This window comes from Hungatella sp. (assembly GCF_046966825.1).
The window spans coordinates 1-26,156 of record NZ_JBKVCZ010000066.1; the positions used below are offsets into that span (position 1 = coordinate 1).

The 26,156-nt window shown below is 52.2% G+C and carries 22 protein-coding genes, 1 tRNA gene and 1 pseudogene; 1 reads left to right on the top strand and 23 read right to left on the bottom strand.

Features of this window, described 5'->3' with window-relative positions; genetic code table 11:
* From ACLTD4_RS19135 to ACLTD4_RS19185, 11 genes are all read right to left on the bottom strand, one after another.
* Positions 1-365: GNAT family N-acetyltransferase (locus tag ACLTD4_RS19135; protein WP_412331475.1), on the bottom strand; the 365-nt coding region annotated here is incomplete at its 3' end.
* Positions 362-2,740 (bottom strand): ATP-dependent DNA helicase, encoded by a 2,379-nt coding sequence (locus ACLTD4_RS19140; protein ID WP_117621818.1) that lies wholly within the window; start codon positions 2,738-2,740, stop codon positions 362-364. The genes ACLTD4_RS19135 and ACLTD4_RS19140, both read right to left, overlap by 4 nt.
* Positions 2,716-2,901 carry a hypothetical protein gene (locus ACLTD4_RS19145; RefSeq protein ID WP_117621817.1) on the bottom strand — a complete coding sequence of 62 codons (186 nt, stop codon included), beginning with the start codon at positions 2,899-2,901 and terminating at the stop codon, positions 2,716-2,718. The genes ACLTD4_RS19140 and ACLTD4_RS19145 overlap by 25 nt, the downstream gene beginning before the upstream one ends.
* A complete protein-coding gene (locus tag ACLTD4_RS19150) occupies positions 2,891-3,133 on the bottom strand; it encodes an HPr family phosphocarrier protein (RefSeq protein WP_002600452.1) in 243 nt (80 codons plus the stop codon). The genes ACLTD4_RS19145 and ACLTD4_RS19150 overlap by 11 nt, the downstream gene beginning before the upstream one ends.
* 327 nt (positions 3,134-3,460) lie before the next feature.
* Positions 3,461-3,982 carry a metallophosphoesterase gene (locus tag ACLTD4_RS19155; RefSeq protein WP_117621816.1) on the bottom strand — a complete coding sequence of 174 codons (522 nt, stop codon included), beginning with the start codon at positions 3,980-3,982 and terminating at the stop codon, positions 3,461-3,463.
* 96 nt (positions 3,983-4,078) lie between these two features.
* The gene (locus ACLTD4_RS19160) at positions 4,079-4,420 is read right to left on the bottom strand and encodes a hypothetical protein (RefSeq protein WP_002600454.1); all 342 of its coding nucleotides are present in this window, start codon (positions 4,418-4,420) and stop codon (positions 4,079-4,081) included.
* A 192-nt stretch (positions 4,421-4,612) separates the two neighbouring features.
* A tRNA-Trp gene (locus tag ACLTD4_RS19165) sits at positions 4,613-4,683 on the bottom strand.
* 162 nt (positions 4,684-4,845) lie between these two features.
* The gene (locus ACLTD4_RS19170) at positions 4,846-6,906 is read right to left on the bottom strand and encodes a methyl-accepting chemotaxis protein (protein ID WP_117621815.1); all 2,061 of its coding nucleotides are present in this window, start codon (positions 6,904-6,906) and stop codon (positions 4,846-4,848) included.
* A gap of 119 nt (positions 6,907-7,025) precedes the next feature.
* The gene (locus ACLTD4_RS19175) at positions 7,026-8,927 is read right to left on the bottom strand and encodes an ABC transporter ATP-binding protein (protein ID WP_117621814.1); all 1,902 of its coding nucleotides are present in this window, start codon (positions 8,925-8,927) and stop codon (positions 7,026-7,028) included.
* On the bottom strand, positions 8,924-10,702 hold the full coding sequence (locus ACLTD4_RS19180; RefSeq protein WP_117621813.1) for an ABC transporter ATP-binding protein: 1,779 nt from the start codon (positions 10,700-10,702) through the stop codon (positions 8,924-8,926). Before ACLTD4_RS19180 ends, ACLTD4_RS19175 begins: the two co-directional genes overlap by 4 nt.
* Before the next feature lie 2 nt (positions 10,703-10,704).
* On the bottom strand, positions 10,705-11,148 hold the full coding sequence (locus tag ACLTD4_RS19185; RefSeq protein ID WP_117621812.1) for a MarR family winged helix-turn-helix transcriptional regulator: 444 nt from the start codon (positions 11,146-11,148) through the stop codon (positions 10,705-10,707).
* 153 nt (positions 11,149-11,301) lie between these two features.
* Here ACLTD4_RS19185 and ACLTD4_RS19190 point away from each other — a divergent pair, with 153 nt between their 5' ends.
* Complete coding sequence (locus tag ACLTD4_RS19190; protein WP_117621811.1) at positions 11,302-12,192, top strand: LysR family transcriptional regulator; 891 nt, start codon at positions 11,302-11,304, stop codon at positions 12,190-12,192.
* A 120-nt stretch (positions 12,193-12,312) separates the two neighbouring features.
* Here the strand turns inward: ACLTD4_RS19190 and ACLTD4_RS19195 are convergent, their stop codons facing one another.
* The 12 genes and pseudogenes from ACLTD4_RS19195 to srtB all read right to left on the bottom strand — a co-directional run bounded on the left by ACLTD4_RS19195 (position 12,313) and on the right by srtB (position 26,150).
* Complete coding sequence (locus ACLTD4_RS19195; protein WP_117621810.1) at positions 12,313-12,885, bottom strand: DUF6434 domain-containing protein; 573 nt, start codon at positions 12,883-12,885, stop codon at positions 12,313-12,315.
* Positions 12,882-13,358 carry a metallophosphoesterase family protein gene (locus ACLTD4_RS19200; RefSeq protein WP_117621809.1) on the bottom strand — a complete coding sequence of 159 codons (477 nt, stop codon included), beginning with the start codon at positions 13,356-13,358 and terminating at the stop codon, positions 12,882-12,884. Before ACLTD4_RS19200 ends, ACLTD4_RS19195 begins: the two co-directional genes overlap by 4 nt.
* Before the next feature lie 94 nt (positions 13,359-13,452).
* The gene (gene radA / locus ACLTD4_RS19205; protein ID WP_055655600.1) at positions 13,453-14,856 is read right to left on the bottom strand and encodes a DNA repair protein RadA; all 1,404 of its coding nucleotides are present in this window, start codon (positions 14,854-14,856) and stop codon (positions 13,453-13,455) included.
* A gap of 64 nt (positions 14,857-14,920) precedes the next feature.
* On the bottom strand, positions 14,921-15,334 hold the full coding sequence (locus ACLTD4_RS19210; RefSeq protein WP_117621808.1) for an endosialidase: 414 nt from the start codon (positions 15,332-15,334) through the stop codon (positions 14,921-14,923).
* A 99-nt stretch (positions 15,335-15,433) separates the two neighbouring features.
* A complete protein-coding gene (locus ACLTD4_RS19215; RefSeq protein WP_412331476.1) occupies positions 15,434-17,884 on the bottom strand; it encodes an ATP-dependent Clp protease ATP-binding subunit in 2,451 nt (816 codons plus the stop codon).
* Positions 17,885-17,957: 73 nt separating this feature from the next.
* Positions 17,958-18,990, bottom strand: a pseudogene (locus ACLTD4_RS19220) (ATP--guanido phosphotransferase).
* Positions 18,983-19,558, bottom strand: a complete 576-nt coding sequence (locus ACLTD4_RS19225) for a UvrB/UvrC motif-containing protein (RefSeq protein ID WP_055655607.1) — start codon at positions 19,556-19,558, stop codon at positions 18,983-18,985. Before ACLTD4_RS19225 ends, ACLTD4_RS19220 begins: the two are co-directional and overlap by 8 nt.
* Before the next feature lie 320 nt (positions 19,559-19,878).
* Entirely contained in the window at positions 19,879-20,265 is a 387-nt protein-coding gene (locus ACLTD4_RS19230) for a GntR family transcriptional regulator (RefSeq protein ID WP_025530274.1), read from the bottom strand.
* Between the two features lie 168 nt (positions 20,266-20,433).
* Complete coding sequence (locus ACLTD4_RS19235; protein ID WP_412331477.1) at positions 20,434-22,068, bottom strand: cadherin-like beta sandwich domain-containing protein; 1,635 nt, start codon at positions 22,066-22,068, stop codon at positions 20,434-20,436.
* A 41-nt stretch (positions 22,069-22,109) separates the two neighbouring features.
* Positions 22,110-22,589 (bottom strand): cohesin domain-containing protein, encoded by a 480-nt coding sequence (locus tag ACLTD4_RS19240; protein WP_412331478.1) that lies wholly within the window; start codon positions 22,587-22,589, stop codon positions 22,110-22,112.
* A gap of 20 nt (positions 22,590-22,609) precedes the next feature.
* Positions 22,610-24,715, bottom strand: coding sequence for an SH3 domain-containing protein (locus ACLTD4_RS19245; protein ID WP_117621804.1), 2,106 nt, complete (start codon positions 24,713-24,715; stop codon positions 22,610-22,612).
* 622 nt (positions 24,716-25,337) lie between these two features.
* A complete protein-coding gene (gene srtB / locus ACLTD4_RS19250) occupies positions 25,338-26,150 on the bottom strand; it encodes a class B sortase (RefSeq protein ID WP_117621803.1) in 813 nt (270 codons plus the stop codon).
* Positions 26,151-26,156 lie beyond the last annotated feature (6 nt).

Consider the following 26,156-nt stretch of genomic DNA (forward strand, 5'->3'; position numbering starts at 1 on the left):
ACCCGCTTCATACCGAGCAGCTCCACGGCGTACGTTACGGCCATGGACACCATCTGCTGCCCCACGCCGCGTCCTCTCACCTCCGGCGCCAGAACAATGTATCCCATATGGACGCTGTCCGCTTCATAATCCGCCGCAGCCATCTTAAAACTTCCGACCGGTTTTCCGTCTTTATCCAGGGCCGTAAAGCCCCATGCACGGGGATCGCGCTCCAGCTCCGCGTAATAGTTGTCCATCTGCCCGTCCGTCAGGGGAAAGGTAAATCCGTCGCGGCACCACATGCGCATCTGCCTCTCATCGGAGAACCATTTCATTACTTCCCTGCCGTCTTCCCTCTTGCAGGGCCGAAGTCTCAGTTTCATCATAGCCTTTTTCTCTCCCTTTCTTCCCAGAATTCTGTCACAATTCCAGACACACTGTTTAAGTTCACGGCGTAATAGCCATCCCATTCCCTGGGGAACAGGGCCTGATAGTCCGGTTTTAAAAACCGGTCATCCAGCAGGGCGATCACCCCCTCATCGGACACGGTTCGGATCACCCGCCCGGCCGCCTGCATCACCTTGTTCATGCCGGGATACTGATACGCGTAGTCGAAGCCCTTCTGCTCCTTCTCATCGAAATATCCCTTAAGGATCTCCTGCTCCGTGCACACCATGGGAAGCCCCGTCCCCACGATAATCGCCCCGATGAGCCGTCCTTCCTTTAAATCGATCCCCTCCGAAAACACGCCGCCCATCACACACAGGCCCACGAAGGAATCCTCCCTGTCCTCCTGAAACTCCTCCAGAAAAACCTCCCGCTCCTGTTCTGTCATGTGGGACGACTGGGCGAGCCATGCGAACTCCTTCCCACCCTCGTCCAGCCCGGCAAGCAGCTGTTCCACCTCCCGCATATACTGATAGGACGGCAGAAATACCATATAGTTACCCGCATGGGCCGAGACAATCCTCCGGATATACTCGACGATCTTCTTGAATTCCCGCTCATTTCTTCTCGTGTAGCGGCTGCTGACGTCGTTTGCCGCCAGCAGGAGCCGTTTGTCCTGGTCGAAGGGGGATTCCGCGTACACGGCGTATTCCTCCTGATTCCCGCTCAGCAGCTCCTTGTAATACTGGACAGGCAGCAATGTGGCAGAGAAAAACACGGTGCTGTTGCCCTTATCCAGGCACTCTTTCAAGTTCTTCGCCGGATTCATATTGAACAGCCGGAGCATAAAGCGTCCATCCGATAAAAATTCCGTATAGATCCGGTAATTCTCATCCACCCGGTCATAGGTGTTCAGCAGATCACGGAGCGCAAAGTAAAAATCCAGCACCAGATCACGGTCCTCGAACTCCGGAAAGCTATCCATGAATTTCTCCATCTCACCGAACAGCGACATGACGGCAGTCATAAACAGTTTGATATCCGTCAGGATCGTGTAGCCCTCGCATTCCCGCTTCATCTCCAGCAGCTGCTTGTTGCACCGGTCTAAAAGCCCGGCCAGCCTCTGGTCCTTCGGTTTCACGATCTTTTTAATAAGAAGAAAGTCCTCCTTATACACCACCGCGCTGTACATCTCCCTCGCTCTGGGCACGAGATTGTGCGCCTCATCCACAAGAAACAGATAGTCTCCCGATATTCCCTCGGAAAAATACCGTTTCAGCCTGATATTGGGGTCAAAGACATAGTTGTAGTCGCAGATGATACCATCGACCCAGTTGCTGATATCGAGGCAGAATTCGAAGGGACATACCCGGTGCTGCTCCGCATACTTTAAGACCGTCTCCCTAGTGATCCCCGCTTCCTGGTGAATCACGTCAAACACCGCATCCCCCACCCGGTCGAAATGGCCTTTGGCATAGGGACAGGCGTCCGGATTGCACTCCGGCTTCTCCAGGAAGCAGAGCTTCTCCTTTGCCGTAATCGTGACCGTGCTGAAGTACAGGCCGCCTTTCCGCAGGATCTCATACGTCTCCTCCGCCACACCGCGCGTGATGGTCTTCGCCGTCAGATAAAACAGCTTGTCCCCAAGGCCCTCGCCGATGGCTTTTAACGCAGGATAGACTGTGGACAGCGTCTTTCCGATTCCGGTGGGCGCCTGAATAAACAGATTCTTCTTACGCGCAATGCTGCGGTAGACCGATACTGCCAGCTCCTTCTGCCCCTTCCGGTAAGGATAGGGAAATTCCAGATCCTTAATGGACTCATCCCGCCGCAAGCCGTGGTGGTATAAGTAATCGGCCCACTTCACGTACTCGTGGATCAGTCCGGCAAACCAGTTTTCCAGCTCCTCAAAGCTTTTCTCCGACTGGAAACGCTTGATCTCTTCCGTCTCGATATTGCAGTAGGTCAGCTGCATCACAGCCCCGGTCAGCTGATGATCGAAGCAGTAGAAATAGCCGTAGCACATGGCCTGAGCCATGTGGACCTCGATGGGTTCGTTCAGATAATAGAGATCCATGTAGACGCCCTTGATCTCGTCGATGGTGACACCCGATGGCTTCTCAATAATGCCGTCGGCCCGGCCCTCCACCAGGATCTCAAACTGCTCTTCCTCCACCAGATGCTTTAATACCACCTCCGCGTGGTAATCCGCCCCCATGCGCCGCTGGATCTTCCGGTGTATCCGGCTTCCCTCCTGCATGGCCGTCTTCTCTGCCCCTGCAGTCCGCCTGTTGTCCAGGTCACCGGAACGCATCACGAATTCCACCAGGTTGCGGACCGATATTTTAATTACTTTCTTTTCCCCGTCAGCCATTCCGGTACCCTCCTTTCCTGAACGAAGCTCTTAAACCAGCCTGTAACAGCAATCATAACCGCTGCCGCTGCTGCCAGCAGATAGAAAAAGGGAACTGTGTCCCCATGGATCACAATTCCCTTTCCTGTCGCTTGTCGAGTGTCCTGCTGCTTATGCCGCATGAATCCTGCTCGGTGCTTTTTCCAATAAGTATGTTTCGAATTCTACATTCTCTCCGTTGAACTCCACGGTAAGAGCCTTCGTTAAATCAAGGCTCAACACACCTAATATAGACTTTGCGTCGATGGTCACTCTATTGTAATATACGTCTATATCGAAATCACATTTTGTAGCAGCAGCAACAAACTCTTTTGCTTCGGCAACGCCTGGTAACATAATCTTATACTGTTTCATAATCATGACTCCTTCTCAAAATAAACAGTTAAAAAGTTGTTGAAACATTTATATCACTTCTGACGCAATTTGTCAAATTACGTTTCATGAAGAGAAATGTCACCTTTTCTTGTGCATTTTGCTTTGTTTGAAGGATGTCTGTGATTTACCACTATGCACTTTTGCAATCACCAAATACTAATGTCGGGAATGATTCTCATTTATAACTTTGTACGTCATCTATTTTTACAGAAATACCCTATTATTTTCATATAAAACGACCAGAGGGTTCGTGCCTCCCCGCACAACTGTCCGCATCACAGGGACATGCCGGTAAAAAACACGCCTCTACCTGTTTTGATCCAGGATCGCCTTCTTCACCGTTTCGAAGGGGACAGGCGCGTAACCGATCCGCTCCACACAGGCGCAGAAGCTCCTGGCGGATACGTCCTGGTACATGGGATTCCCGTGTACATGACCGAAGATATTGGCATAAGGGCTGTTGATATTCACATACACAGGTTCATGGGACAGAATGTAAAAATCCTCCAGTACGGCAGGCAGAAAATACACCTCATCGAAGCCAAAGTCCAGCCATTCCCTGGTCGTGAACATCCGGTCATGATTACCCGCAATCAGTATCTTTCTCCCGTTCAGGCGGTTCGCAATCTCCTTAATCTCTTCCCTGCTCAGGTAGCAGGCAAAATCCCCAAGATGGTACACGGTGTCCTCCGCTCCGGCCACACGGTTCCAGTTCTCGATCATCTGTTCATTCATTTCTCTTCCATCCTGAAAGGGTCTTCCCTCATATCTGAGGATGGCCCCCGAATCACCAAAATGTGTGTCAGAAATCAGATAGATATCTCCCATAGTTCCTCCCGGCTGTTTTGTGCAAATACGAATTCATTTAGTATATTATATTCCCCAGGGGGATTAACAGCAACCGATTCCGGGCGCTTCATAGTCTCAAAAAGCCCATGGGTGATGTTCCGGCAGACACTCGTCACAGAGCAACTCGCCGTTCACCGTCGCTCCGTTCGACAATCCCCGGATCGGATCAGGCTTCTCCCGGTCCGTGGTCCAGCCATGACACTTCGCGCACTGGCCGCAGTTCATCGTCAGCGGATCCAGATAAATCGTGCTGGTTGACTGCCATTCCGCCTTATGCTGATCATCCAGCACAATCTCCTGCTCCGGCAGTTTGCCCCACGCCAGCTTCCAGAACTTCTCTTTTCCCTTGTGGTCGCTGACCTCTTCTTCATCCACTTCAACCAGATAACTGATCTTGTATAGTATCGCTTTTTTCATATAGGCACCTCATCATAAAGTGGTCTTCATCCCGAACGTATATTCTTTTTAAGATTATAACACATCCGGTATTCAAAGGGAAGCATAAAGAATGCGTATGCCGCTCTTACTCCGTAAAAAAAGAAAAGCCGGAACTCCTTACTGATCAAGGACTTTCCAGCTTTTTCTTATCCGTTCACGCTTTTTACTGAGCAGGGGAAGAGGGGCTCGAACCCCCATTTACGGTTTTGGAGACCGTTGCTCTACCATTGAACTATTCCCCTATGGCTTGTTTCATTCATGTTTCATCTGAACACTATGAGAGTATAGCATACCTGTTTTTAAATTGCAACAGTTTTTTATAAAAAATACAAAAATTCGAAAGTTTATCCAGAAACGGGGGACTGCCGCCGGCAATCCCCCGTGTTAAGGCTGAATCTCAAGGCTTATTTATCCAGCTGAAATCTGGAGACATAGTCCTTCAGCAGCTGTGCCTGACTCGACAATTCCTCGCTGGCCGCTGCACTCTCCTCCGCTGTCGCCGAGTTGGTCTGCACCACGGAGGCAATCTGAGTGATATTCCTGGTAATCTCGGTAATAGAGCGGGACTGTTCCGCCGATGCCTTTGATATCCGGTCGACCGTATCGGTCATCTTCACGGATTCCTGGGCCACGGTTTCCAGCGCCTGGGCCGCCGTATCGGCAATTCCTGCCCCGTGCTTCACGGATCTGACCGACTTTTCGATCAATTCCGCAGTACTCTTCGACGCCTCTGCGCTCTTTCCGGCCAGACTGCGGATCTCCTCCGCCACTACAGCAAAGCCCCTGCCCGCGTCACCGGCCCTTGCAGCTTCCACGGCCGCGTTCAGCGCCAGCAGATTCGTCTGAAACGCGATGTCTTCAATAACCCTGATGATCTCCCCGATTTCGCCGGAATTCTTCCGGATCTCGTCCATGGCCGCAATCAGCTTCTTCATCTGCTGATTCTGTTCCAGGATCTCACCGCCCAGTTCCTTCGACTTATCGCTGGCCGCCTTCGCATTTCCCGCATTATGCTCCACCTGGTTGGAGACCTCATGAATGGCCGCAGCCAGATTCTCGATAGCTCCCGCCTGCTCGGCCGCTCCCTGGGAGAGGGACTGGGCTCCGAAGGAAAGCTGTGTCGCCCCTTCGGATACCTGATCGGCACTCTCGTAAATCCGGCCCAATGTATCATTTAAGGAAGCGGCAATTACCTCCAGCGCCTCCTTGATCTTCCCGAATTCTCCCTCATAGACACCATCTACGCTAAGGCACAGGTTTCCGTCAGAGAGTTCTGCGAGGACCGTCGTCGCATTGGAGATCATGTCCTTAAGAGACTGGATGGTCTCCCTCACACTGGCCGCCATCAGGCCGATCTCATCATCGCTGTCGTTCTTCAGATCCACGCTGAAATCTCCTCTGGAAAAGCCTTCCACCTTGACCGCAATGTCGTAGAGCGGAGAAAGAAGTTTTTTTACCAGCCTGATCACTATGACCATAACCGCGATCAGTATGAGAACCGAGATCACCACCATGACCGCAATCAGCTGATTCCTGGGGGCGTTGATCTCCTCAACCGGTATACTGCCGACTGTAGACCATCCCGTCGCTTCGCTCTTCGCAAAGATGGAGTAATACTTTTTACCTTCATATGTATAAGTCATAGCGCCGGTATACTGGTTCCGGATGCCGTCTATGTATTCCTGGCTCAGGTCATCCACCTCATCCAACGTCCTGTTAATAAGGCTGGCATCGAAGCTGTATACCAGGGACTCATCGCCGGTAACCAGTTCCAGCGTGCCGCCCTTTCCGATTCTGATATCCTGGAGCAGCTGTGAAAAATGGTCCTGGAACACGTCAAATCCAACGTATCCGGTAATACGGCTGTCATCCAGAGAGAGAACCGGAGCCACGACGGAGATGACCATCTTTCCGGTAACCGGATCGAGAAACGGATCCGTCACAACCGGCCCCATTGTCTCCAGAACCTGTTCGTCCCAGTCGATACCGGCCAGATCGGCGGCCCACGCCTCTCCAGTCTGCATCAGATACGTGTCGTTGCCGATTCCGGCCAGCCATACGGCCTGTACTCCGTCGGAAACCATGGTGTCGTAGGCCCGCTCCAGCAGCGTAACCGCCGCCTCTTTCCCCGGCGCCCCGGCAATCTGCTCCGCGGTCGGCGCCTCCTCCAGCAGCCGGCGAAGCTCTTCATTATAACTTAAAATTCCCACGGCACTCTTCTTGCCGTTAAAGAACTCATCTACCGTGTCCACCGCGTTCTTCGTCTGACCCTCGGTTACCTGATAGCTCAGGTTGGTAACCGCCAGCGCAGCGATATAGCAGGAAACAAAAATCAGGACTGCCAGCGCCGGGAACAGGATGCTGATCAGGCGCTTATTAATCTTTCCGGATACGGTCGCCCGTTTTTCCTTTCGCCCCATCTTTTCCGGCGCGTAATTCTTTGCTTTTTCAACATTTTCGATCATTTTGCCCCCTCCTTACTCACCATTATAATACTTAAAGGTATAACGGGCAAACGATTTGTAAAAAAGTTCCGGCAATATGCCAGCTACAGCCCAGATACGCCAGGCGGCGGCCAGGGCGGTTATCCGATTGCATTCCCGGTATACAGCTGGTAGTACCGGCCCCTTTCCCCGATCAGCTCCTCATGGGTTCCCCGCTCGATAATTCTGCCCTGTTCCAGGACCATGATGCAGTCTGAATTGCGCACGGTAGACAGCCTGTGGGCAATCACAAATGTGGTTCTCCCCTTCATGAGCCGGTCCATGCCTTCCTGCACCAGCGTTTCGGTGCGCGTATCGATGGAGGAGGTGGCCTCGTCGAGAATCAGCACAGGCGGGTCTGCAACCGCGGCCCTGGCAATGGAGAGAAGCTGCCGCTGGCCCTGGCTTAAGTTCGCCCCGTCTCCGGTCAGCATGGTATCATAGCCATCCGGAAGACGTTTGATAAAGCCATGGGCATTGGCCAGCTTCGCGGCCGCGATACACTCCTCATCTGTCGCATCAAGGCGTCCGTACCGGATGTTATCGATAACGGTTCCGGTAAACAAATGGGTATCCTGAAGGACCATTCCCATAGACCGCCTTAAATCCGGCTTCTTAATCTTATTGATATTGATGTTGTCATAGCGGATTTTTCCGTCCTGAATGTCGTAGAACCGGTTGATTAAGTTGGTGATGGTGGTTTTTCCGGCTCCCGTGCTTCCGACAAACGCGATCTTCTGTCCCGGCGTAGCGTAAAGCCTGATGCCATGCAGTACGATCTTGTTGTCGTCGTAGCCAAAATCCACATCGTTGAACGTCACATCGCCTTCCAGCTTTGTATAGGTAACGGTCCCGTCCTCCTTGTGGGGGTGCTTCCACGCCCACACGCCGGTTCTCTCCTTTGTTTCCGTGATGTTGCCGTCAGGCGTCATATCCGCGTTGACCAGTTCCACATAACCGTGATCTTCCTCCGGCTCTTCGTCCAGCATTCGGAAAATACGCTCCGCCCCGGCCATGGCCATGACGATGCTGTTCATCTGCTGGCTGATCTGGGTCACAGGCTGCGTAAAGTTCTTATTAAGCGTTAAAAATGAAACCAGCGTTCCCAGCGTCAGCCCCCAATAGCCGCCCAGCGCCATGACCGCGCCGACGACCGCACATAGCACATAGCTGATATTTCCAAGGTTCGCGTTGACAGGCATCATGATGTTCGAAAACTTGTTGGCCAGATTGGCGCTCTCACGCAGCTCCTCATTGATCCTGCGGAACTGCTCCAGGCTCTTCTCCTCATGGCAGAACACCTTGACCACCTTCTGCCCATCCATCATCTCCTCGATGTAACCGTTGACGTTTCCCAGATCTTTCTGCTGCCGGATAAAATAAACCGCCGATTTGCCGCCCAGCTTCGATGTGGCAAACAGCATGAGCCCCGTCATGATAAGCGTCACCGCGGTCAGCGGAATGTCCAGCACGATCATGCTGACCAGCGTTGTCACGATGGTGACGGCTGAATTTACCACCTGCGGAATGCTCTGGCTGATGAGCTGTCTTAAGGTATCCACATCATTGGTATAGACAGACATAATATCGCCGTGTGCATGAGTGTCGAAGTATTTCACAGGCAGTGACTCCATGTGGGTAAACAGCTCCACCCTCAGCTTTTTCATGGTTCCCTGGCTCACATTGACCATAATCCGGTTGTAGGCATAGGCACACACAACGCCCAGCCCGTAGGTGACTGCCAGTGACCCCAGGGCGGCGGCCAGTGATGAAAAATCCGGTGTCTGCGCACTCGTAAGGGGCACAATGTAGTCATCGATCAGGCTCTGCATAAACAGCGTTCCGCGAAGTGTGGCCAGGGCGGCGCCCAGAATACAGACTACTACCATAAAAAACGAAAATTTATAATTTTTCAGCATATAGCCCAGGATCCGCTTTATGACACGGCCCAGCATTTTCGTATCACTCTTTCGGCCCTTCGTCCCTGTTCTCTCTTCTGTCATGCTTTCACACCATCCTTTCCTGTCTCTGCCGCAGACGAGGGCTGGTCAAAGTCGCCGCCGCCCTTCATCTGCGTCTCATAGATTTCACAGTAAATTTCATTTGTCCTCAACAGATTCTCATGGGTGTCAAATCCGCTGATCCGGCCGTCATCCAGCACCAGAATCCGATCCGCGTCCTGCACACTGGAGATTCTCTGGGCGATCACCAGCTTGGTGGTGCCGGGGATCTTCTGCACGAAGGACTCACGGATCTTCGCGTCCGTAGCGGTATCCACCGCGCTGGTGGAATCGTCCAGAATCAGTATCTTCGGCTTCTTCAACAGCGCCCGCGCTATGCAGAGCCTCTGTTTCTGCCCGCCGGAGACGTTATTGCCTCCCTGTTCAATCCAGGTTTCATACTGATCTGGAAATTGTTCGATAAACTCGTCTGCACACGCCTGGCGGCACGCTTCCATGCATTCTTCCCTGGTGGCGTCCTCTCTGCCCCAGCGCAGGTTGTCGAGAATCGTTCCCGAAAACAGGACATTTTTCTGCAGTACGACGGCCACCTGATCTCTTAACACCTCCATGTCGTAGCGTCGGACATCATTTCCGCCGACGCGGACGACGCCTTTGTCCACATCATAGAGACGGCTGATTAAGTTCACCAGACTGGATTTTCCGCTTCCGGTACCGCCGATGATACCGATGGTCTCACCCGGTCTGATCTGTAAGTCGATATCATGAAGCGTCTCTTCCCCGCTTCCGTGCTTATAGGAAAAGCTCACATGGCTGAAGGAAATGCTTCCGTCGGAAATGCTCATAAGGGGATTCTCCGGATTCGTCAAGTCCGCCTTCTCATCTAACACCTGGGCGATACGCCTTCCGCTGGCCGCACTCATTGTCACCATGACGAAGATCATGGACAGCATCATCAGGGACATCAGAACGCTCATAACGTAGCTGAACATGGAGGTCAGCTCTCCTGTCGTCAGTCCGCCCACGACGATGAACTTCGCACCGAACCAGGACAGGGAGATGATACAGCCGTAGACCACCAGCATCATCACCGGGTTGTTGAGAGCCAGAAGGCCCTCCGCCTTCACAAACAGGCGGTATAGATTTTCTGCGGCCCTTGTGAATTTGTTATTTTCGTGTTCTTCCCTCACAAACGCCTTGACCACGCGGATTGCGGATACATTTTCCTGCACGCTGGCGTTTAAGTCGTCGTATTTGCGGAACACTTCGTCAAAGATTTTTGTCGTCCTGGTCATGATCAGCCCCAGCGCAGCAGCCAGAACCGCGATGGCCGCCAGGAAAATCAGGCTCAGTTTTCCATTGATAAAGAAGCACATGGCCATGCTGCATACCAGCATTAACGGCGCCCTCACTGCGATCCTCAGTATCATCTGGTAAGAATTCTGTACATTGGTGACGTCGGTCGTCATTCGGGTGACCAGGCCGGCTGTACTGTACTTGTCGATATTTGAAAATGAAAATCTCTGGATGTTTTCATACATTCCGTCTCTCAAATTACAGGCAAATCCCGACGAGGCCGCTGCCGCATATTTCCCCGCCAGAACACCGGACAGAAGGCTTAAAAATGCCATAATGAGCATCAGCCCTCCGTAGAAATACACCTGGCCGATGTTCCCCTGTTCGATTCCCTTATCTATGATGGAAGCCGTTATAAACGGGATCAACACCTCCAAAAGCACCTCCAGCGCGGTGAACAGCGGTGTCAGCAGCGACTCCCTTTTATACTGTTTCACCTGCTTTAGCAGTGTTTTTATCATAATTATTCCTCCTTTACACAATCTGTTTTTATGTTTGAAATCATTCTGTTCAAGGTGTATGTAAAGAGCTCCAGTTCTTCCGCGGAGAGCCCGCCGCAGAGCCGCTCCATCTGCCGTGTCAGGACGCTCTCGATCGTCTCTCTGGCCCTGTACGCCTTCGCAGTCAGGGTGATCCGTTTCTTCCTGTCGTCACCCGAGACCGCCCTCATCTCGATATAACCGCCCTTTTTCAGTCCCTTGAGCATGGAAGAGATTGCGGCCCTGGAAATCCCGCATTCCGCGTGGATATCCGTAGCATACGTGGCTCGTTCCCCGCAGGAGAACAGATAATTCAGTACCCAGCCCTGTGACGGAGTAATATCCTCACTCTTCATCTCCTCCCTTCCATACTGGTCCAGGGAAATATTTAACTGTTTCAAAAGCCAGATGATATTACTCTCATACATGCCTTTTCTAACTCCTTTCTGATTATTCGGCCCCTAACTGTTTCATGGTTAACAGACCGATTACGAATGATTCTACTCGATTTTCCCTTGTAAGTGAATTCAAAAAATGTTATCATCAATAAAAAACTTTTATTAATCAGAGGAGGTAAATCCATGAATACCTTTCAACTTTCCTGTTTTCTGGCTGTCGCGGAGACGCTGAGCTTCGCCAGAGCCGCAGAACAGTTAAGCATCACCCAGCCGGCCGTCACGCATCAGATCCACTCCCTGGAGACAGAATTGAATGTGAAGCTCTTCGTACGCACCACCCGCACAGTGAACTTAACACAGGAAGGCACGCTCTTTTTAAACGACGCCAAGAACATACTCGCCCTGACTATCCGGGCCACAAAACGGTTCGAGAATCCCCCGGAACAGGAAATACAGATGTTCTCCATCGGCTGCCACAGCTACTCCCACATGTTCCTTCTGGCCGATGTTCTCCGCCTGCTGGCCGCCTCCTGTCCAGCAGTGCATCCGGAGCTTCGCATCGTGCCGTTCCGGCAGCTCTACCGTCTTCTGGAGGAGGAAGAGGTGGATACGGTCATCGGATTTCAGGAGCCTGACTCCAGAAAAGTACCCGGATTTTACAAAGAGCTGCGGAAGGTCACCATCTCCTGTGTCTGCTCCCGGGACAATCCTCTGTCTTCCCTGGAAACCGTGACGGTGGCTGATTTAGAGAAGGAAAAACTGGTCTTAAACGATCCGGTCAAGACGCCGGCTGCTGTCGCCCATTTCCAGGGACAGCTGATGGGCGGCCGTTCTCCTTCCGACTTCTACTTTTGCGAATCCTGTGAAGCGGAGACGGTCCTGGTAAAGGCCGGCTACGGCATCTCTGTACTCCCGGATCTGCTGATTCCCCCGGACCCCAATCTCATCCGGATTCCCGTAGCCGGGCTGGAGCCGCTCTCCTTCGGGGCGTATTATAAGACGCTTCAGGGAAACGAGATACTAAAGAGCTTTATCCGCATCATGAAGGAGCACTTTCCATCTGCCACGTGGTAGTAATGAGACCAAAAAAGCAGTATGGAGGAATCGAATACAGCTTCCATCGATTCCTCCATACTGCTTTATTCTATTGATGCCGGACCGGCCATATTTTCCCGGAATTTGTCCCTCTGTCCCTCATAAAAGTGCTGATAAATCTGATTTTTCATAGCGGTTGTGTCCCTGAATCCCTTTTTTATAATTCCAGCACCGAATCGCCTCATCCAGGGAGCGTCCTTCATTGTCCGCAAAGAAATCCCGGATATACGTGTTGTACTCGAACTGCCGGTCAATCGTTGTCTTTCCTTTTTTCTTCTCCTCCAGGATCTGGCCGTAAGCGTCTATGGCCTCTCTGTAGGTTTTACCGGTGTTGCTTTTCAGCCATTTCTGAAAGGCCACGTTAAAGGAAAATCCACTGCCGATGGCTTCCCGGAAAAAGGCCCTGTGCTTTTCACTGCACACGAAATCAGGTTCGATCTTCTTATCCTCGCTGATCGCTCCCACGTCCGGCCTGCTCTTTGTCTTTGCAGATACCGGGAGCACATCTCCCGTATCGAGGAAACAGGCGATTCTCTCCGTAATCTCGATCTTGCCGCCGGAGACAGGCAGCCCGTTTTCCCGGCAGAATGCCGTCAGCTCTTCCTTCAGATAATAGTAGCTTCTAAAGGTCTTCCCATCCAGGGTTCTGTCCAGCCTGGGCCGCTCACTCATATACCTGCTCCTCCCGCTTCCTCATGGGCAAATTCCAGCTTTTCCACCTGGTATGCTCTGCCTTCGATGGTCATTACCGCCATGGTGATTGGCTGGTGAAACCGTCTCGGACCACAGCTTCCCGGATTCAGCCAGAGCGTGCCGTCGATGTCCCGTTCGTCGTAGCGGTGGGAATGGCCATACACAACCACATCGGCGCCGGATACGCCTTCGTGGGAAGCCCCCTTTTTATTGTGGACCATGTAAAATGACACGCCCTCCAGAGAGAAGCTCAATTCCTCCGGCATTCCCTCCGCCCACTCCTTATCGTTATTGCCGCGCACAACATAGAGAGGCGCAAAGGCTTCCAGTTCTTTTATAATATCTTCTCTGTTTATATCGCCGCCATGTAAAATTACATCGCACGTCTTTAATACGTCTTTTACCTGAAGCCGCAAGAGGCCATGGGTATCTGACAGAATTCCGACTCTCATACCAGCTTTCCTTTCTTTCATTACTATGGTGATGGCTGATGCACTGCCATTACAGGCTTTGCCGCAATGGCAGTCCCCACTCTATTTATCACTCTTACAGCAGTGAAATCGCCTCCCGTATATTTTCCACTCCGACCATGCGGATTCCCTCCATCTTCCTCATCTTGTCCAGTGAGGTCTTCGGGAGTATACACGTCTCGAATCCCAGCTTCTTCGCCTCATTCACCCGCTGTTCCGCCATGGGGACAGCGCGCACCTCGCCGGCCAGGCCGACTTCACCGAAGATAATCGTTCTCGGGTTCACAGGCTTGTCCTTTAAGCTGGAGATCACGGCCATGACGATGGCCAGATCCAGGGCCGGCTCATTCATCCGCAGGCCGCCCGCAATATTCACGTAGGCGTCATATCGGGAAAGCTCATAGTGGCACCGCTTCTCCAGCACCGCCATCAGTACGTTTACCCGGTTATAGTCTGTGCCCGCAGCCGTTCTCCTGGGCATACCGAACAGAGTAGGCGTTATAAGCGCCTGCACCTCTAAAAGCACCGGCCTCGTCCCCTCTAAGGAACAGGCCACCACAGCGCCTGATGCGTCCTCCGGCCGGCCGCTCAGCATGTATTCCGACGGGTTCTTCACCTCTTCCAGCCCGCTTTCCCTCATTTCAAAGACGCCGATCTCGTTGGTGGAGCCGAAACGATTCTTCACACCGCGGATAATCCGGTAGGAGGCGCTTCTGTCCCCTTCGAAATAAAGCACCGTGTCCACCATGTGTTCCAATACTCTCGGGCCGGCCACCACGCCTTCCTTCGTCACATGACCTACAATGAAAATAGCGATACCCACTCCCTTTGCGATCTGGAGCAGGAGATTCGTGGATTCCCGCACCTGCCCCACGCTGCCGGGAGCCGAAGTCACCTCTTCCCGAAACATGGTCTGAATGGAGTCAATAATCACCACATCCGGCTTCTCCCCGGAGATGGCGCCCTCGATCGTATCGAGATTCGTCTCACAGAGAAATTTCAGTTCCCCTGTCACAGTTCCGATCCGGTTGGCCCTCAGCTTGATCTGCTTTAACGATTCCTCGCCCGAAATATAGAGCACCTTCTGTCCCGACGCGGCCAGATTCCTGCACACCTGCAGGAGCAGAGTAGACTTGCCGATTCCCGGGTCTCCGCCCACCAGAACGAGGGAGCCCCTCACCACGCCGCCGCCCAGCACCCGGTCCAGTTCCTCGTATCCGGTCTGCATGCGGTCCTGTTCATCCAGCGATATCTCCGACAGATAGGAAGGCCTGATCTTTGACATGCCGCCTTCCCCTGCGCCGCCCGGGCCGTTCCCATAGGAAGCTCCAAGACCTCTCTTCGCCGCCGGTTCCTTCTTTGCCGTCAGCTCTTCCACAAAGGTGTTCCACTGCCTGCATCCGGGACACTGTCCCAGCCATTTCGGCGATTCATATCCGCATTCTTTGCAGAAAAATGATGTCGCTTTCGCTTTTGCCATGCTGCTCCTTTCCTACTAAAAAAAGAGGCTGGTAAACCGCCAGCCTCTTTCTGCCATTCTGATTTTATCTTCTTACGACTTTAACAGACACAGGTTCTTCCTCGTTCAGTTCCACACTGACAGACAGCTTACCGCTCATGTTGGTCATCATGCTTCCCACTGCCGCGTCGTCCACAAATACCTCATATTCGGTATCATCCTCCAGCTGAATGGTCAGCTGCGCGTCCTTGTCTCCTTCGACGGAAAACTCCACGCCGTTGTTCGAAACGGTAAAATGTTCCACAGCGGTTCCCGGCACAGACTCATAGACGAACATGCCGTTGCGCTCCAGTTTCGTAATCTCATAATACGTCTTTACTTTATATAAATCACCATCGTGCTCAAAATCCTGTAATTTTGACTTTGTGCTTAACTTGTAATTACCAAAACTGATTGTTCCATCCTGTTCTGTGCGGATTAATTCTTCAATTACCGGCATCTGTACGCCCTCCTAGTATTCTTGTTTACTTATCCTTTTTGCGAAGCGCTCTTTTATGATTTCGCTTGTCATCATTATACACGAAATCAAATCAAATGGCTAGTTCTTTATGAGCTCGGGAACAGAAAATTTTAACTCCGCTTCTCCCTGGCTCACCAGAACTTCGTCCCCTTCTTTCACCGCTCCATCCAGAATTTCCTCTGCCAGCCTATCCTCAAGACTGCTCTGAATGGTACGTCTTAACGGCCTTGCGCCGTATTTTTCATCATATCCCTTGTTAATCAGGAACTCTTTTGCAGCTTCATCCACGGAGAGTGTGATGTTCATCTGTTCCTTCGTCCGCTTCATGATTTCCTTCAGCATAATGGTGACAATGTCCTTCATATGGCCCTTGTTAAGCGGATGGAAGACAATGATCTCATCGATACGGTTGATAAACTCCGGCTTGAATAAATGCTTTACTTCCTCCATCACGCGGTCCTTCATCACCTTGTAATCCGCCTTCTCATCGGCGACCGCTCCGAAGCCCAGACGTTTCGGGGAAATGATGCTCTCCGCGCCCGCATTCGACGTCATGATAATAACCGTGTTCTTAAAATCGATCTTACGTCCCTGCGCGTCCGTGATATGGCCGTCGTCGAGAACCTGCAGGAGAATGTTGAATACATCCGGATGCGCCTTTTCAATCTCATCGAAAAGAATGACGGAATACGGATTTCTCCGCACCTTTTCGCTGAGCTGGCCGCCCTCGTCGTAGCCCACATAGCCTGGCGGGGAACCGATCATCTTGGAGACGCTGTGCTTCTCCATATACTCCGACATATCGACGCGGATCAGTGCGTTCTCGGTACCGAACATGGCCTCCGCCAGTGCCTTGGACAGCTCTGTCTTTCCGACACCGGTAGGCCCTAAGAACAGGAACGAGCCGATGGGACGTTTCGGGTCCTTCAGCCCTACCCTGCCGCGGCGGATCGCCTTTGCAACGGCTGTAACCGCCTCCTCCTGGCCGATCACACGCTCGTGGAGAATGGATTCCAGGTTTTTCAGTCTCTGGCTCTCCCCTTCCTCCAGCTTTCTTACGGGAATCTTGGTCCAGCTGGAGACGACATCGGCGATCTCTTCCTCATCGACCACCTGCTTCCTGGTGTCTTTATCCTTCTGCCATTTCTCACGAATTTTATCGATCTTCTCTTTCTTCTTTTCCTGTTTCTTCTTAATGGTGCCCGCCTTCTCATACGCTTCGTCCCGGATAGCGGCTTCCTTCTGATCCTCCAGCTTCTCGATCTCTTTCTCCAGCTCCTTGATCTCGGGCGGCTCCACAAACGCGGTCAGGCGTACCTTGGAAGCTGCCTCATCGATTACGTCGATGGCCTTATCCGGCAGGAACCGGTCGTTGATATACCTGGCGGAAAGCTTCACCGCGGCCGTAAGCGCCGCATCGGTGATCGTCACATGGTGGTGCGCCTCATAGCGGCCTCTTAAGCCCTTTAAGATGGCTATGGCCTCCTCCTCCGACGGTTCCTCCACGGTAACCGGCTGGAAACGGCGTTCCAGGGCGGAATCCTTTTCAATATACTTGCGGTACTCCTCGATGGTGGTGGCGCCTATAAGCTGAAGCTCGCCTCTGGCCAGGGATGGCTTTAAGATATTGGAGGCGTCAATGGCGCCCTCCGCGCCTCCCGCGCCAATGATCGTGTGGATCTCATCGATGAACAGAAGGACTTCTCCGTCCTCCATCACCTCCGCGATCACCTTCTTGATTCGCTCCTCGAACTCACCGCGGTATTTGGATCCGGCCACCATACCGGATAAGTCCAGCGTCAGAACGCGTTTCTCCGCAATGGTTTCCGGCACATTTCCCTCGATTATCATCTGGGCGAGACCTTCCACCACCGCCGTCTTACCGACTCCCGGCTCACCGATCAGACACGGGTTGTTCTTCGTCCTTCGGCTTAAGATCTGAATCAGACGCTTGATCTCCGTCTCGCGCCCGATCACCGGATCCAGCTTTCCCTCCCTGGCAAGCTCCGTCAGATCACGGCTGTAGCTGTCCAGTGTGGGCGTACTGCCCTTTGTCCTGGCTCCCTTTAACAGTTCCTCCTTGTTGGCCGGAGCGTCCTCACCCATGGCCGCCAGAACGTCAATATAGAGCTTCTGGATGCTGATTCCGATGGTGTTGAGCAGCCTGGAAGCCACGCAGTCGTTGTCCCGGATAATGGAAATCAGCAGATGCTCGGTTCCGATCAGTCTGGCCTTAAAACGCACCGCCTCTTTGTAGCTGTTCTCCAGCACTCTTCTGGCGCTGGGTGTATAACCGCTCTCCTCCATACGGACTGTCTGGTCCGGAGAGATGAGCTGGCTCACAAGGCTGATCACCTTCTCTTTCTTAACACCGTTCTCGGAAAGCACCCTGGCGGCCACACCGCCGCCTTCCTCCAATAGTCCAATCAGCAGATGCTCGGTTCCCACATAGCTGTGGCCCAGCTCCTCCGCCGCCTGGACGGCCAGATTAATTGATTCTCTGGCCTTTGCTGTAAATCTGTCTATCATGTCAGTCTGTCCTCCTTGTTATGAGCACTCCGTTCAGCTCGTATGCTTTGTTATTTCACGGAATAAGCCGTCTTTACTTTAAATCCGGCAATTCTCCACGGATAAATTCCGCCCTCGCAATATCCAGTTCTTCCTTGCTTAACGGCCTGTCGGATATCTTCTGTAAATTCGCCGGCTGCAGGCCGAGCATGAGACGGTAGATGGAGCACGGCTCCTTCATCGCAAGCAGTCCGTCCGCCGCTCCGGCCATGACCTGAGACAAAAATATCATACCGTCTCTGGCCGTAAGCCTCCTGGCATATTTTAACACACCGTAAGATTTATATACCTCGTCCTCCCGTTCCAGCCGCCGCCGCTGGAGGGACATCTTCCTGACTGTCATCTCCTGGTTGGTCAGCTGGATGGCTGCCTTCGTCACCACATCGGCGATCTCCTTTTCACTCTGTCCCAGCGTCTTCTGGTTCGATATCTCATAGAGGGAGCCAAAATTCTCCTCCCCTTCGCCGTATACGCCGCGGACTGCCGTCCCAAACCGGCTCATATCGGCTATCAAAGCCGGAAACTTCCGCCCCGAGGACAGCATTGGCAGATGCACCACCACCGAGGCTCTCATCCCGGTTCCCACATTCGTCGGAAAAGGTCAGGTAGCCGTACCGGTCGTCAAACGCATACGGAAACCGTTCGTTGATGTAATCATCCAGGACATCGGCCCGCTCCCATAATTCCTCCAGATGAAGCCCGGAAGAGAGAAGCTGTAGCCGGATATGATCGTCGCCGTTCAGCAGGATGCTGGTATCCTCGTCCTCAGATAGTATGATACCTGCCGGGGCTTTCTTCTCCACCGCGGCACGGTTTATGATTCTCCGCTCCCGCAGCGCCGCCCGGTCCAGTTCCTCCAGATCCTCCAGCATGGCGTATTCGTATTTCCTGCCTTCCACCTCCGAGAGATCCTTCAGCCCGAATTCCAGCCTGCGGACCATCTCCTCGCTCTCCTGTGTCCCCAGCATAGCAGGGAACTTATACTCTTCCCAGTTTCGCACCAGACGAATGCGGCTGCTGATGACACCCGGCCGTTTTTCGTCCGTCTTTTCAAACCATCTAAGCATTCGTCTCATGTCCTTTCTTTAATTCCCTGATCTTGTCACGGCATACCGCCGCGGTCTCATAGTCTTCAAACTGCAGCGCTTCTTTTAACTTCGCATCCAGCTCCATGATCTCCTCTTCATGTTCATAAACGGCATCTTCCGCCGTCTCGTCCCCGCTGCCTTTTAAATCCGGCGTTTTATAGGAAATCTTCTGATATTTCGGCCGCTTCCCCGTATGTGCGGTGCTCCCCTGCAGCTGCTTTAAGCTCTCTTCCATCAGGGGGCCGAACACACTGTAGCAGTCGGCACATCCGAACTGGCTGTTCTTGATAAATTCATCGTAGCTGGTCTTGCAGGTCGGACAGACCACCTGGTGCAGCTTATCCGGCACCCGGCTGGTATCCTCGATTCCCAGGAGTCCCGACAGCAGCTTGCCCAGCGGAAATTCTCCATCAAAAATAGCGGAATACGGTCCAAAATCCATCTCTTTTGCACATTGGGCACAGAAATGGTGTTCCTTTTTCACGCCATTTATTACCTCTGTATACTGGATATTCGCTTCGCGAATCCCGCATCTCTCACATAACATAAGTAACCTCCATTCTTCCGGCTATTCCTTGCTGTCTGCTCCCTGCCTGGGGCTGCCGCCGTCTGGTCCGGCTCTGCCGGTTGCCTCCCGGCTCCCTGTGACTTTGCAGGGTATTAGCAGTTCTTAACGCGCAGAATTTTTCGTTCAGTGGAAATGCCCATCTGTCTGAGCGCAGCGAGTTTGGGCATTTTCACTGGTTTTTAGAAAAATTCTGCACGTTTAGAAGTGCTTATGCCCGAAACCGGAGCTGGGAGCCGGGAGGCAACCGGCAGAGCCGGACCAGACGGCGGCAGCCCCAGGCAGGGAGCAGACAGCAGCAGCTATTCCTCCTTCTGACCTCTGGAAAACAGCATGAAAAGCTCATCCACTAGCTGGTGCACCTCGTCACAGGTAACATTCTTGCAGATTCCGCGAGCCAACACGACGCTTAAATCTCTCCTCATCTCATCGAGGACGCGCATCTTATCCACATCCAGGGCCACGACCGCCCCCTTGCGGCGGTCCAGCTTAACAAAGCCCTCCTGCTTTAAGACAGAGTACGCCTTATTCACCGTGTGCATATTAATTCCTATATTGTCAGCCATCTGGCGCACGGAGGGCAGGGGATCCCCTTCCTTTATCGTCTCCGTGGCAATTCCAATAATGATCTGATTCCGAAGCTGGATATAAATTGCCTCATCACTGTTAAAATCGATTTGCAATATCATATACTCACCATCTTTCGTTATATCTGTTATACACATAATAGCACACAAGACTTGTTTTTTCAATATGTAATATATTTACATCGGACATTCCTTAAAAAGAACCGAAAGAACAACAACAGGACTGCTTCTTTTTCCAGAAGCAGTCCTGCCCGTCATTTGTTATCTTGCTTAGTCGTCAAGATCCATGAATTCAAAATCATCTTCGTCTTCCATCTCCGGATACCGCACTGCCGGATCCGGTCTGGACGGCTGCGGTCTGCCCGCATGGGAAGCGTTTGGCTGCGGTCTTACTGCCTGTCCCGGGTTAGCCTGTAGTCCGCCTGTCTTGGACGCATTCTGCTGCGGTCTGCCTTTCTCTCCTGCATTCTGCTGCGGCCTGTCTGTCTGTCCTGCATTCGCCTGCGGCCTTCCTGCCTGCCCCGCATTCGCCTGCGGCGCTCTTCCTGCCTGCGCTGCATTCGCCTGCGGCCTGCCTGTCTGTCCTGCATTCGCCTGCGGCCTTCCTGCCTGCCCCGCATTCTGCGGCGCTCTTCCCGCCTGTGCAGCGTTTGCCTGCGGTCTGCCTGCATGGCTCTCCTGCTGTGGTCTAACAGCCTGTCCTGGTTTCTGCGGTACACGCGGTGCTGCATTCGGCTGTGGCCGGCCCGGTGTCTGTTCTCTTGCGGTTCTCTGCGGTCCGGCTGTGTCCCGCTCTATTTCTTCCGCCAGATGGGCCGACAGCTTCTTCTCCATATCATCGAGGCTGTCTTCCATCTCGAAATCATCATCTTCCGGTTCTTCCTGTGCCTTCAGAGGGACTTCCCCGTCTCCTTCAAACTCATCACGGCTGTAGCGGCGCACACGGCCTGCCTGGCTCTCCGGTTCTGTGAAAAAGCCTTCCGGCTCCTCATCTCTGCCGCGCCGTTCTTCCCGGAAACCTCCGTCAGAACCATTGCCGCCCCGTTTTAAAAGGACGATAATCACGATCAGAAGGATAAATGCCAGCACACCCACACCAATTAAGATATACCGCTGCAGGTTATAATCACGGACGAGGCTGTTGTAATCCTCTTTCATCTTGTTATAAGAATCCATGGAAACGCCGGAAGCGTAATACCGCTGGATCGTCTTTTCCGTTAAATCATACCGGTAGAAGTTCTTCTCTCCGTTCCAGTTCATTGCATAGAACAGACAGTACTGCGGATCGCCTTCAGACTTCGGTACCCAGCCGGTTACACGTATTCCGTCGATATCGATCTGTCGTTCCTCGAAGCCTTCCGGAACCGTTATACCCGCATCAAGCGGCACGATAACAATCGCCTTGGAGCTTGTCTCCACAGAGACGAACTGTGACCAGGAATCTGCTTCTGCGTTATAGATGTAGAAGCCGCCATTTCCGCCTGCATCCTGGAGATACAGGAGAGTCAGATCTTTTTCGAGACCCTTTCCGGCCATAACTTCCGTTCCCTTATAATCATAGGTGCTCGCTTCAAAGCCTTCCGGCAGTGCTGACTCGTCAAAGGAAGCCGCCACCTTATATTCCGTACCGTTCACCGTCACAGCGGCATCACCAAATTCTGCGGATACGTCCGCTCCGTTGCTTCCGCCCGGTGTCGTCTCACCGCCTTCCGCCTTCGTCACTACAATTGTGTAGTTCTTAACGGTCTGGCCATCCTCTGCCGTAACGTTGACCACGACCTGATTCTCTCCGGCCTTTAAGCCCTTATCACCCTGAAGCTTCACACTGGCGCCTGCATTAGCCGCCACTGCGTTCACGACTAAATCTGCGGTGCTGCCATCCACGGAAGCCGTGTAGCTATCCACCTCCGGTGAAAATTCCGGAGTCAGCTCGCCTGGCGATATCTTCAGAGACTTGAGCGCGGCATCCTTGGAGGTAGCCGGGAAGTCACCTTGACAGTGGAACCCTGCTTATCCACCGTTACGATCTGGGAATCCGCATCGTAAATCTCCTGGGACGTCACGGAAATCTGTGTGTTTCCCGCCTTCAGAGCCTTAAACTTCAAAGTAAAGCTAAAGGATTTCTGATCGGCAGCGTCCGTGGTGTCCTGAAGCTTCAACGCTCCGGCTCCCCCGTTCGCGCCGTTGCCGCTTATAAATTCCAGTGCGGCCGAATCGTAGGCCAGCATGACATCCGCCTTGCCCAGCGCGGAATCGCTGGTAATCTTCATCGTTACCGTCACTTCGTTGCCCACCATGACCGATGGGTCGGAAAATGCAATTCTTGTATTGGCAGCCCAGGAGACCATCTGTCCGAATGGTCCCATAACTGCCAGCATGCAGACCAGCATAAAGCCGGCCATCAGTCGTTTCAGTTTTATTTTCATAGAAATCTCCTTACTTACGTTTAGTTAGAACCATCCGGAGCGATTGAGATATTGCTTCCGCCTGGCGTTCCCGCACTGCCGCCGGAAGACGGATCCGATACGCCCGGTCCGCTGCTTACGCCAGGGCCTACTTCTCCGCCGCCCGGGCCTGCCGATGAACCGCTGCTTCCGCCGGTGCTTCCTCCAACAGAGGAGGAATACGTCGGTCCGTTATCCTGACGAACCACATGAACCACGTACTCTCTGACACTGCCGTTCTGAGCCGTTACGGCGATCCGTACATCGTTGGCGCCGCTCTGCAGCTGGATTGTTCCGGAACCGTTTACGGTTGCCCTTCCATCGATGGCACTGGCATTGACCGTAATACTAGAAACGGAAGGATCGACAATTAAGTTGTACTCCAGAGTATCTCTGTTGTAGGTTGGCGTCATAACAAATCCATCCACGCTTAAATTCGACAGCTTGTTATTCGGATTGCCGTCTGTAGTCGGCTGGCTGCACGCGTTATCCGGCATGTTGTTATAGACCGGTATCTTAAACTCCAGCGCAGTCTGCTTCATCTCGTCGTTATATGCCTTCGCATAGACCGCCCCCTCCGAAGCCGCCCCCTGTATATTCGTCATATACTGGTGCTTATAGAGATTATTCCCCTGTACGTTGAATTTCTTCAGATAAAATGTATCCTGTCCAACTTTTACGTAATTATTACCATAATAAAGAGCTCCGCCCAAAATTGATTTTTCAGGGGAATTCCATGGTCTCTCATAGCTGCCTGACTGAGACGCCCACCAGAGCCCTCTCTGTACGGCAGACATACTGCCTGACTGATATGCCTCTATATTAAAAAAATTATAATAGCCTTCGTAGCCTGCTTCTGTTCCGGTAATGCTGCCGCCGGTTCCGCTTGAACTCTGTTCCTGGATAATCATAGCTGCCAAAACGTAGGGATTGACTCCCGACTGGGTTCCGGCGTTCATAATAATATCCACATAGTTGGTGCTGCCGCTCGGTGTCACAGACCCGCTGCTGCTGTTATCTGCCGAAGGACCGGTCAGACTGACGCCCGGGCCGTATTCCATGAGCACGCGCGGCGTGTTCGGTGTGATGGAAGCGTGAGGCGATTCCTGGCTGACTCCCGGCGTGCTGCCCTTGCTGGGAGCGGCGCTCTCGACCGTACCGGAGCCGCTGGAACCAGAAGAAGATCCTCCTGAACCCGAAGACCCTCCGGTACTTGGAAGATTAACCCCCGGCCCTCCGCCGGAAACACCGGGACCATACGAGGAAGAATCACCGCCGCCCGAACTGCCGCTGCCGCCCGGACTGCTGCTGCCACCCGGAGACGAGCTCCCGCCGCCTGCCACGGTACCGGCCAGAAAGGATCCCTTTACCATGGTCTGAAGTCCTTCCACCGTGTGGCTGTTGCTGTCGTATGTATGGGTAAGGAACTGAAAAACATTCGTCTCATCCAGAAAATTTCTCGGATCCATGTAATACTTTACAATATCCTCGGAGGCCGCCACCCAGGAGCTTCCGTCGAAGCCGGGCCATGTACTGCTGTCCCAGTTAAATGCGCCATCCGCGATAGATTTCCAGGAAGACATGCTGTTTGTGTGAACCAGGTTGCGTCCTACCTGACTCTCCTCTTTAACAGCCGTGTTCCAGTCCAGGTTCGTATGCTGAGCCCGGAATACCCACTTCGGGTACTGCGCATGAAGCTCACGCAGCCTCACCTTATAGCTCTCCGGGAATCTCTCCGAGTTTAAATACGCCTCAAAATCGGCGTCACTCGTGTAGGAAACCGGGAATTTTAAATAACTCTTTGAAACGTATCCGGTCGTCTCAGTTCCTCCTGAGCCCTTAACCCGGATCTGATACCATAACGCGCCGTCTGAGGCCGTCTTCTCATCTATAACCGTTACTGCCGCCCCGCTGGTCAGCTTCGTAACGATAGAATAGGTCGTACCAGGACCGCTCCTCACATTCAGCGAAGAAGCGTTAACCGTCGCCGACCTCTCCATGTATGCCATACTCTCTATGTGCGGTGAAACGTATCCCACAAGGGAATCAATCACCAGGACACTGGCCAGTAAAGCCGCCATCTTACGAGCTTTTTTATATCTCCTCATCTGTCTCTCCCAACATGTCCTCAGTATTTTTCCAATTATACTAATTTATGTAAATTTAGCATTCAATTTATTATAATGACAAATACTGCCATGTGTCAACCTCAACACGAAAAGTTCACACAATTGGCAGTATTTGTAAGAAAATCTTCAAACTCTTGGGGAGACGCTATTCCGTCTTATTCCAGCGGCAGGCGCTCCTCGGGAGTTTGACAGTTCACTTTTATAAAAACACCTTCACCCCCTTATAAACTCTACGTTTTCTTTGTCAAATAATTTGTTTTACTATATAGTATTTTCAAAATAAGTTGACATTTCTTTAATCTGGAAATATTATTTTTATAAGACCTCAATCATTGTTACATAATCATCTCAAATCCCTGTATTTTCAACGTTTTTCAAAAATCTATTGGTCATGAAAAAAATACTATAGAGTAAAACTTAGACGCAAACTGCCGTAAAGCCAATAAACACTGGGCTCACAGCAGTTTTTTATTTCTTCAACTGTCAAAGACGGGATTATAATGACAAATACTGCCATGTGTCAACCTCAACACGAAAAGTTCACACAATTGGCAGTATTTGTAAGAAAATCTTCAAACTCTTGGGGAGACGCTATTCCGTCTTATTCCAGCGGCAGGCGCTCCTGCTCGACCGCCTGTACGACCCATCTCCTGGTATATCCGTTTCCCGTGCACGTGGAGAGCATCATCGTATGGCTAGCCGGATCGGGAACAATTCCTGTAGCATAAAGTGATTTTTCGACTGCATCGGAGATAAATGCCTCTTTTTCGCTTTCACCGCTGAATTTCACGGAATACTTTTCTGCTTCGGCCTCCTCTTCATAGCAGGCATAGACGGCATAACGGATCCGCAGGCCCGGCACGTAGTAATCAACGAACGGCCGGCTTTCCCGGTACTCGGAATCCCTGTATTTTCTCAGACCGCCAAACATCGAGCCGCTGTGCATGTTATGGCCATAGAGAATCGTATTATCGTCAGAAAGACCGGCCTCATTTCTGTAATCCATAAACACAGCGCCCGATCCGCTTTTCTGCCTGCCGACTCCGTGGCTCAGATAAAAGGCATTGTCCTGCGCCTGGACCACCGGATAACTGATCGATGTCCCTGGAATATCAAGCCATCCGGTTATATCAGGATTTGTCTGCCGCAGGCTGTCAAAATCAATCACCAGAATCCGCTCCAAATCCACGGATTCTGTATTCTTACTATTTGTATTTTTACTATTTGTACTTTTATTATCCGCACTCTTATTATAAGAAGTGCCGGGCAGCACTTTTACCGTCTGCCCGGCTATTTTTGCGTATTCCGCTTCTGCTTTCCGGTATTCATACAGTGTTTTCACAAGGAATCCGGACGAAATCAGGAACACGGCCAATATCACTGGAAATAAAATCTGATATACTCTTCTTTTCATATCGGT

What these genes read in the sequence shown, in the direction of transcription:
- ACLTD4_RS19140 (WP_117621818.1), bottom strand. Translation starts at nt 2,740, where the DNA reads ATGGCTGACGGGGAAAAGAAAGTAATTAAAATATCGGTCCGCAACCTG.
- ACLTD4_RS19145 (WP_117621817.1), bottom strand. Translation starts at nt 2,901, where the DNA reads ATGCGGCATAAGCAGCAGGACACTCGACAAGCGACAGGAAAGGGAATT.
- ACLTD4_RS19150 (WP_002600452.1), bottom strand. Translation starts at nt 3,133, where the DNA reads ATGAAACAGTATAAGATTATGTTACCAGGCGTTGCCGAAGCAAAAGAG.
- ACLTD4_RS19155 (WP_117621816.1), bottom strand. Translation starts at nt 3,982, where the DNA reads ATGGGAGATATCTATCTGATTTCTGACACACATTTTGGTGATTCGGGG.
- ACLTD4_RS19160 (WP_002600454.1), bottom strand. Translation starts at nt 4,420, where the DNA reads ATGAAAAAAGCGATACTATACAAGATCAGTTATCTGGTTGAAGTGGAT.
- ACLTD4_RS19170 (WP_117621815.1), bottom strand. Translation starts at nt 6,906, where the DNA reads ATGATCGAAAATGTTGAAAAAGCAAAGAATTACGCGCCGGAAAAGATG.
- ACLTD4_RS19175 (WP_117621814.1), bottom strand. Translation starts at nt 8,927, where the DNA reads ATGACAGAAGAGAGAACAGGGACGAAGGGCCGAAAGAGTGATACGAAA.
- ACLTD4_RS19180 (WP_117621813.1), bottom strand. Translation starts at nt 10,702, where the DNA reads ATGATAAAAACACTGCTAAAGCAGGTGAAACAGTATAAAAGGGAGTCG.
- ACLTD4_RS19185 (WP_117621812.1), bottom strand. Translation starts at nt 11,148, where the DNA reads ATGTATGAGAGTAATATCATCTGGCTTTTGAAACAGTTAAATATTTCC.
- ACLTD4_RS19190 (WP_117621811.1), top strand. Translation starts at nt 11,302, where the DNA reads ATGAATACCTTTCAACTTTCCTGTTTTCTGGCTGTCGCGGAGACGCTG.
- ACLTD4_RS19195 (WP_117621810.1), bottom strand. Translation starts at nt 12,885, where the DNA reads ATGAGTGAGCGGCCCAGGCTGGACAGAACCCTGGATGGGAAGACCTTT.
- ACLTD4_RS19200 (WP_117621809.1), bottom strand. Translation starts at nt 13,358, where the DNA reads ATGAGAGTCGGAATTCTGTCAGATACCCATGGCCTCTTGCGGCTTCAG.
- radA (WP_055655600.1), bottom strand. Translation starts at nt 14,856, where the DNA reads ATGGCAAAAGCGAAAGCGACATCATTTTTCTGCAAAGAATGCGGATAT.
- ACLTD4_RS19210 (WP_117621808.1), bottom strand. Translation starts at nt 15,334, where the DNA reads ATGCCGGTAATTGAAGAATTAATCCGCACAGAACAGGATGGAACAATC.
- ACLTD4_RS19215 (WP_412331476.1), bottom strand. Translation starts at nt 17,884, where the DNA reads ATGATAGACAGATTTACAGCAAAGGCCAGAGAATCAATTAATCTGGCC.
- ACLTD4_RS19225 (WP_055655607.1), bottom strand. Translation starts at nt 19,558, where the DNA reads ATGTTATGTGAGAGATGCGGGATTCGCGAAGCGAATATCCAGTATACA.
- ACLTD4_RS19230 (WP_025530274.1), bottom strand. Translation starts at nt 20,265, where the DNA reads ATGATATTGCAAATCGATTTTAACAGTGATGAGGCAATTTATATCCAG.
- ACLTD4_RS19240 (WP_412331478.1), bottom strand. Translation starts at nt 22,589, where the DNA reads ATGAAAATAAAACTGAAACGACTGATGGCCGGCTTTATGCTGGTCTGC.
- ACLTD4_RS19245 (WP_117621804.1), bottom strand. Translation starts at nt 24,715, where the DNA reads ATGAGGAGATATAAAAAAGCTCGTAAGATGGCGGCTTTACTGGCCAGT.
- srtB (WP_117621803.1), bottom strand. Translation starts at nt 26,150, where the DNA reads ATGAAAAGAAGAGTATATCAGATTTTATTTCCAGTGATATTGGCCGTG.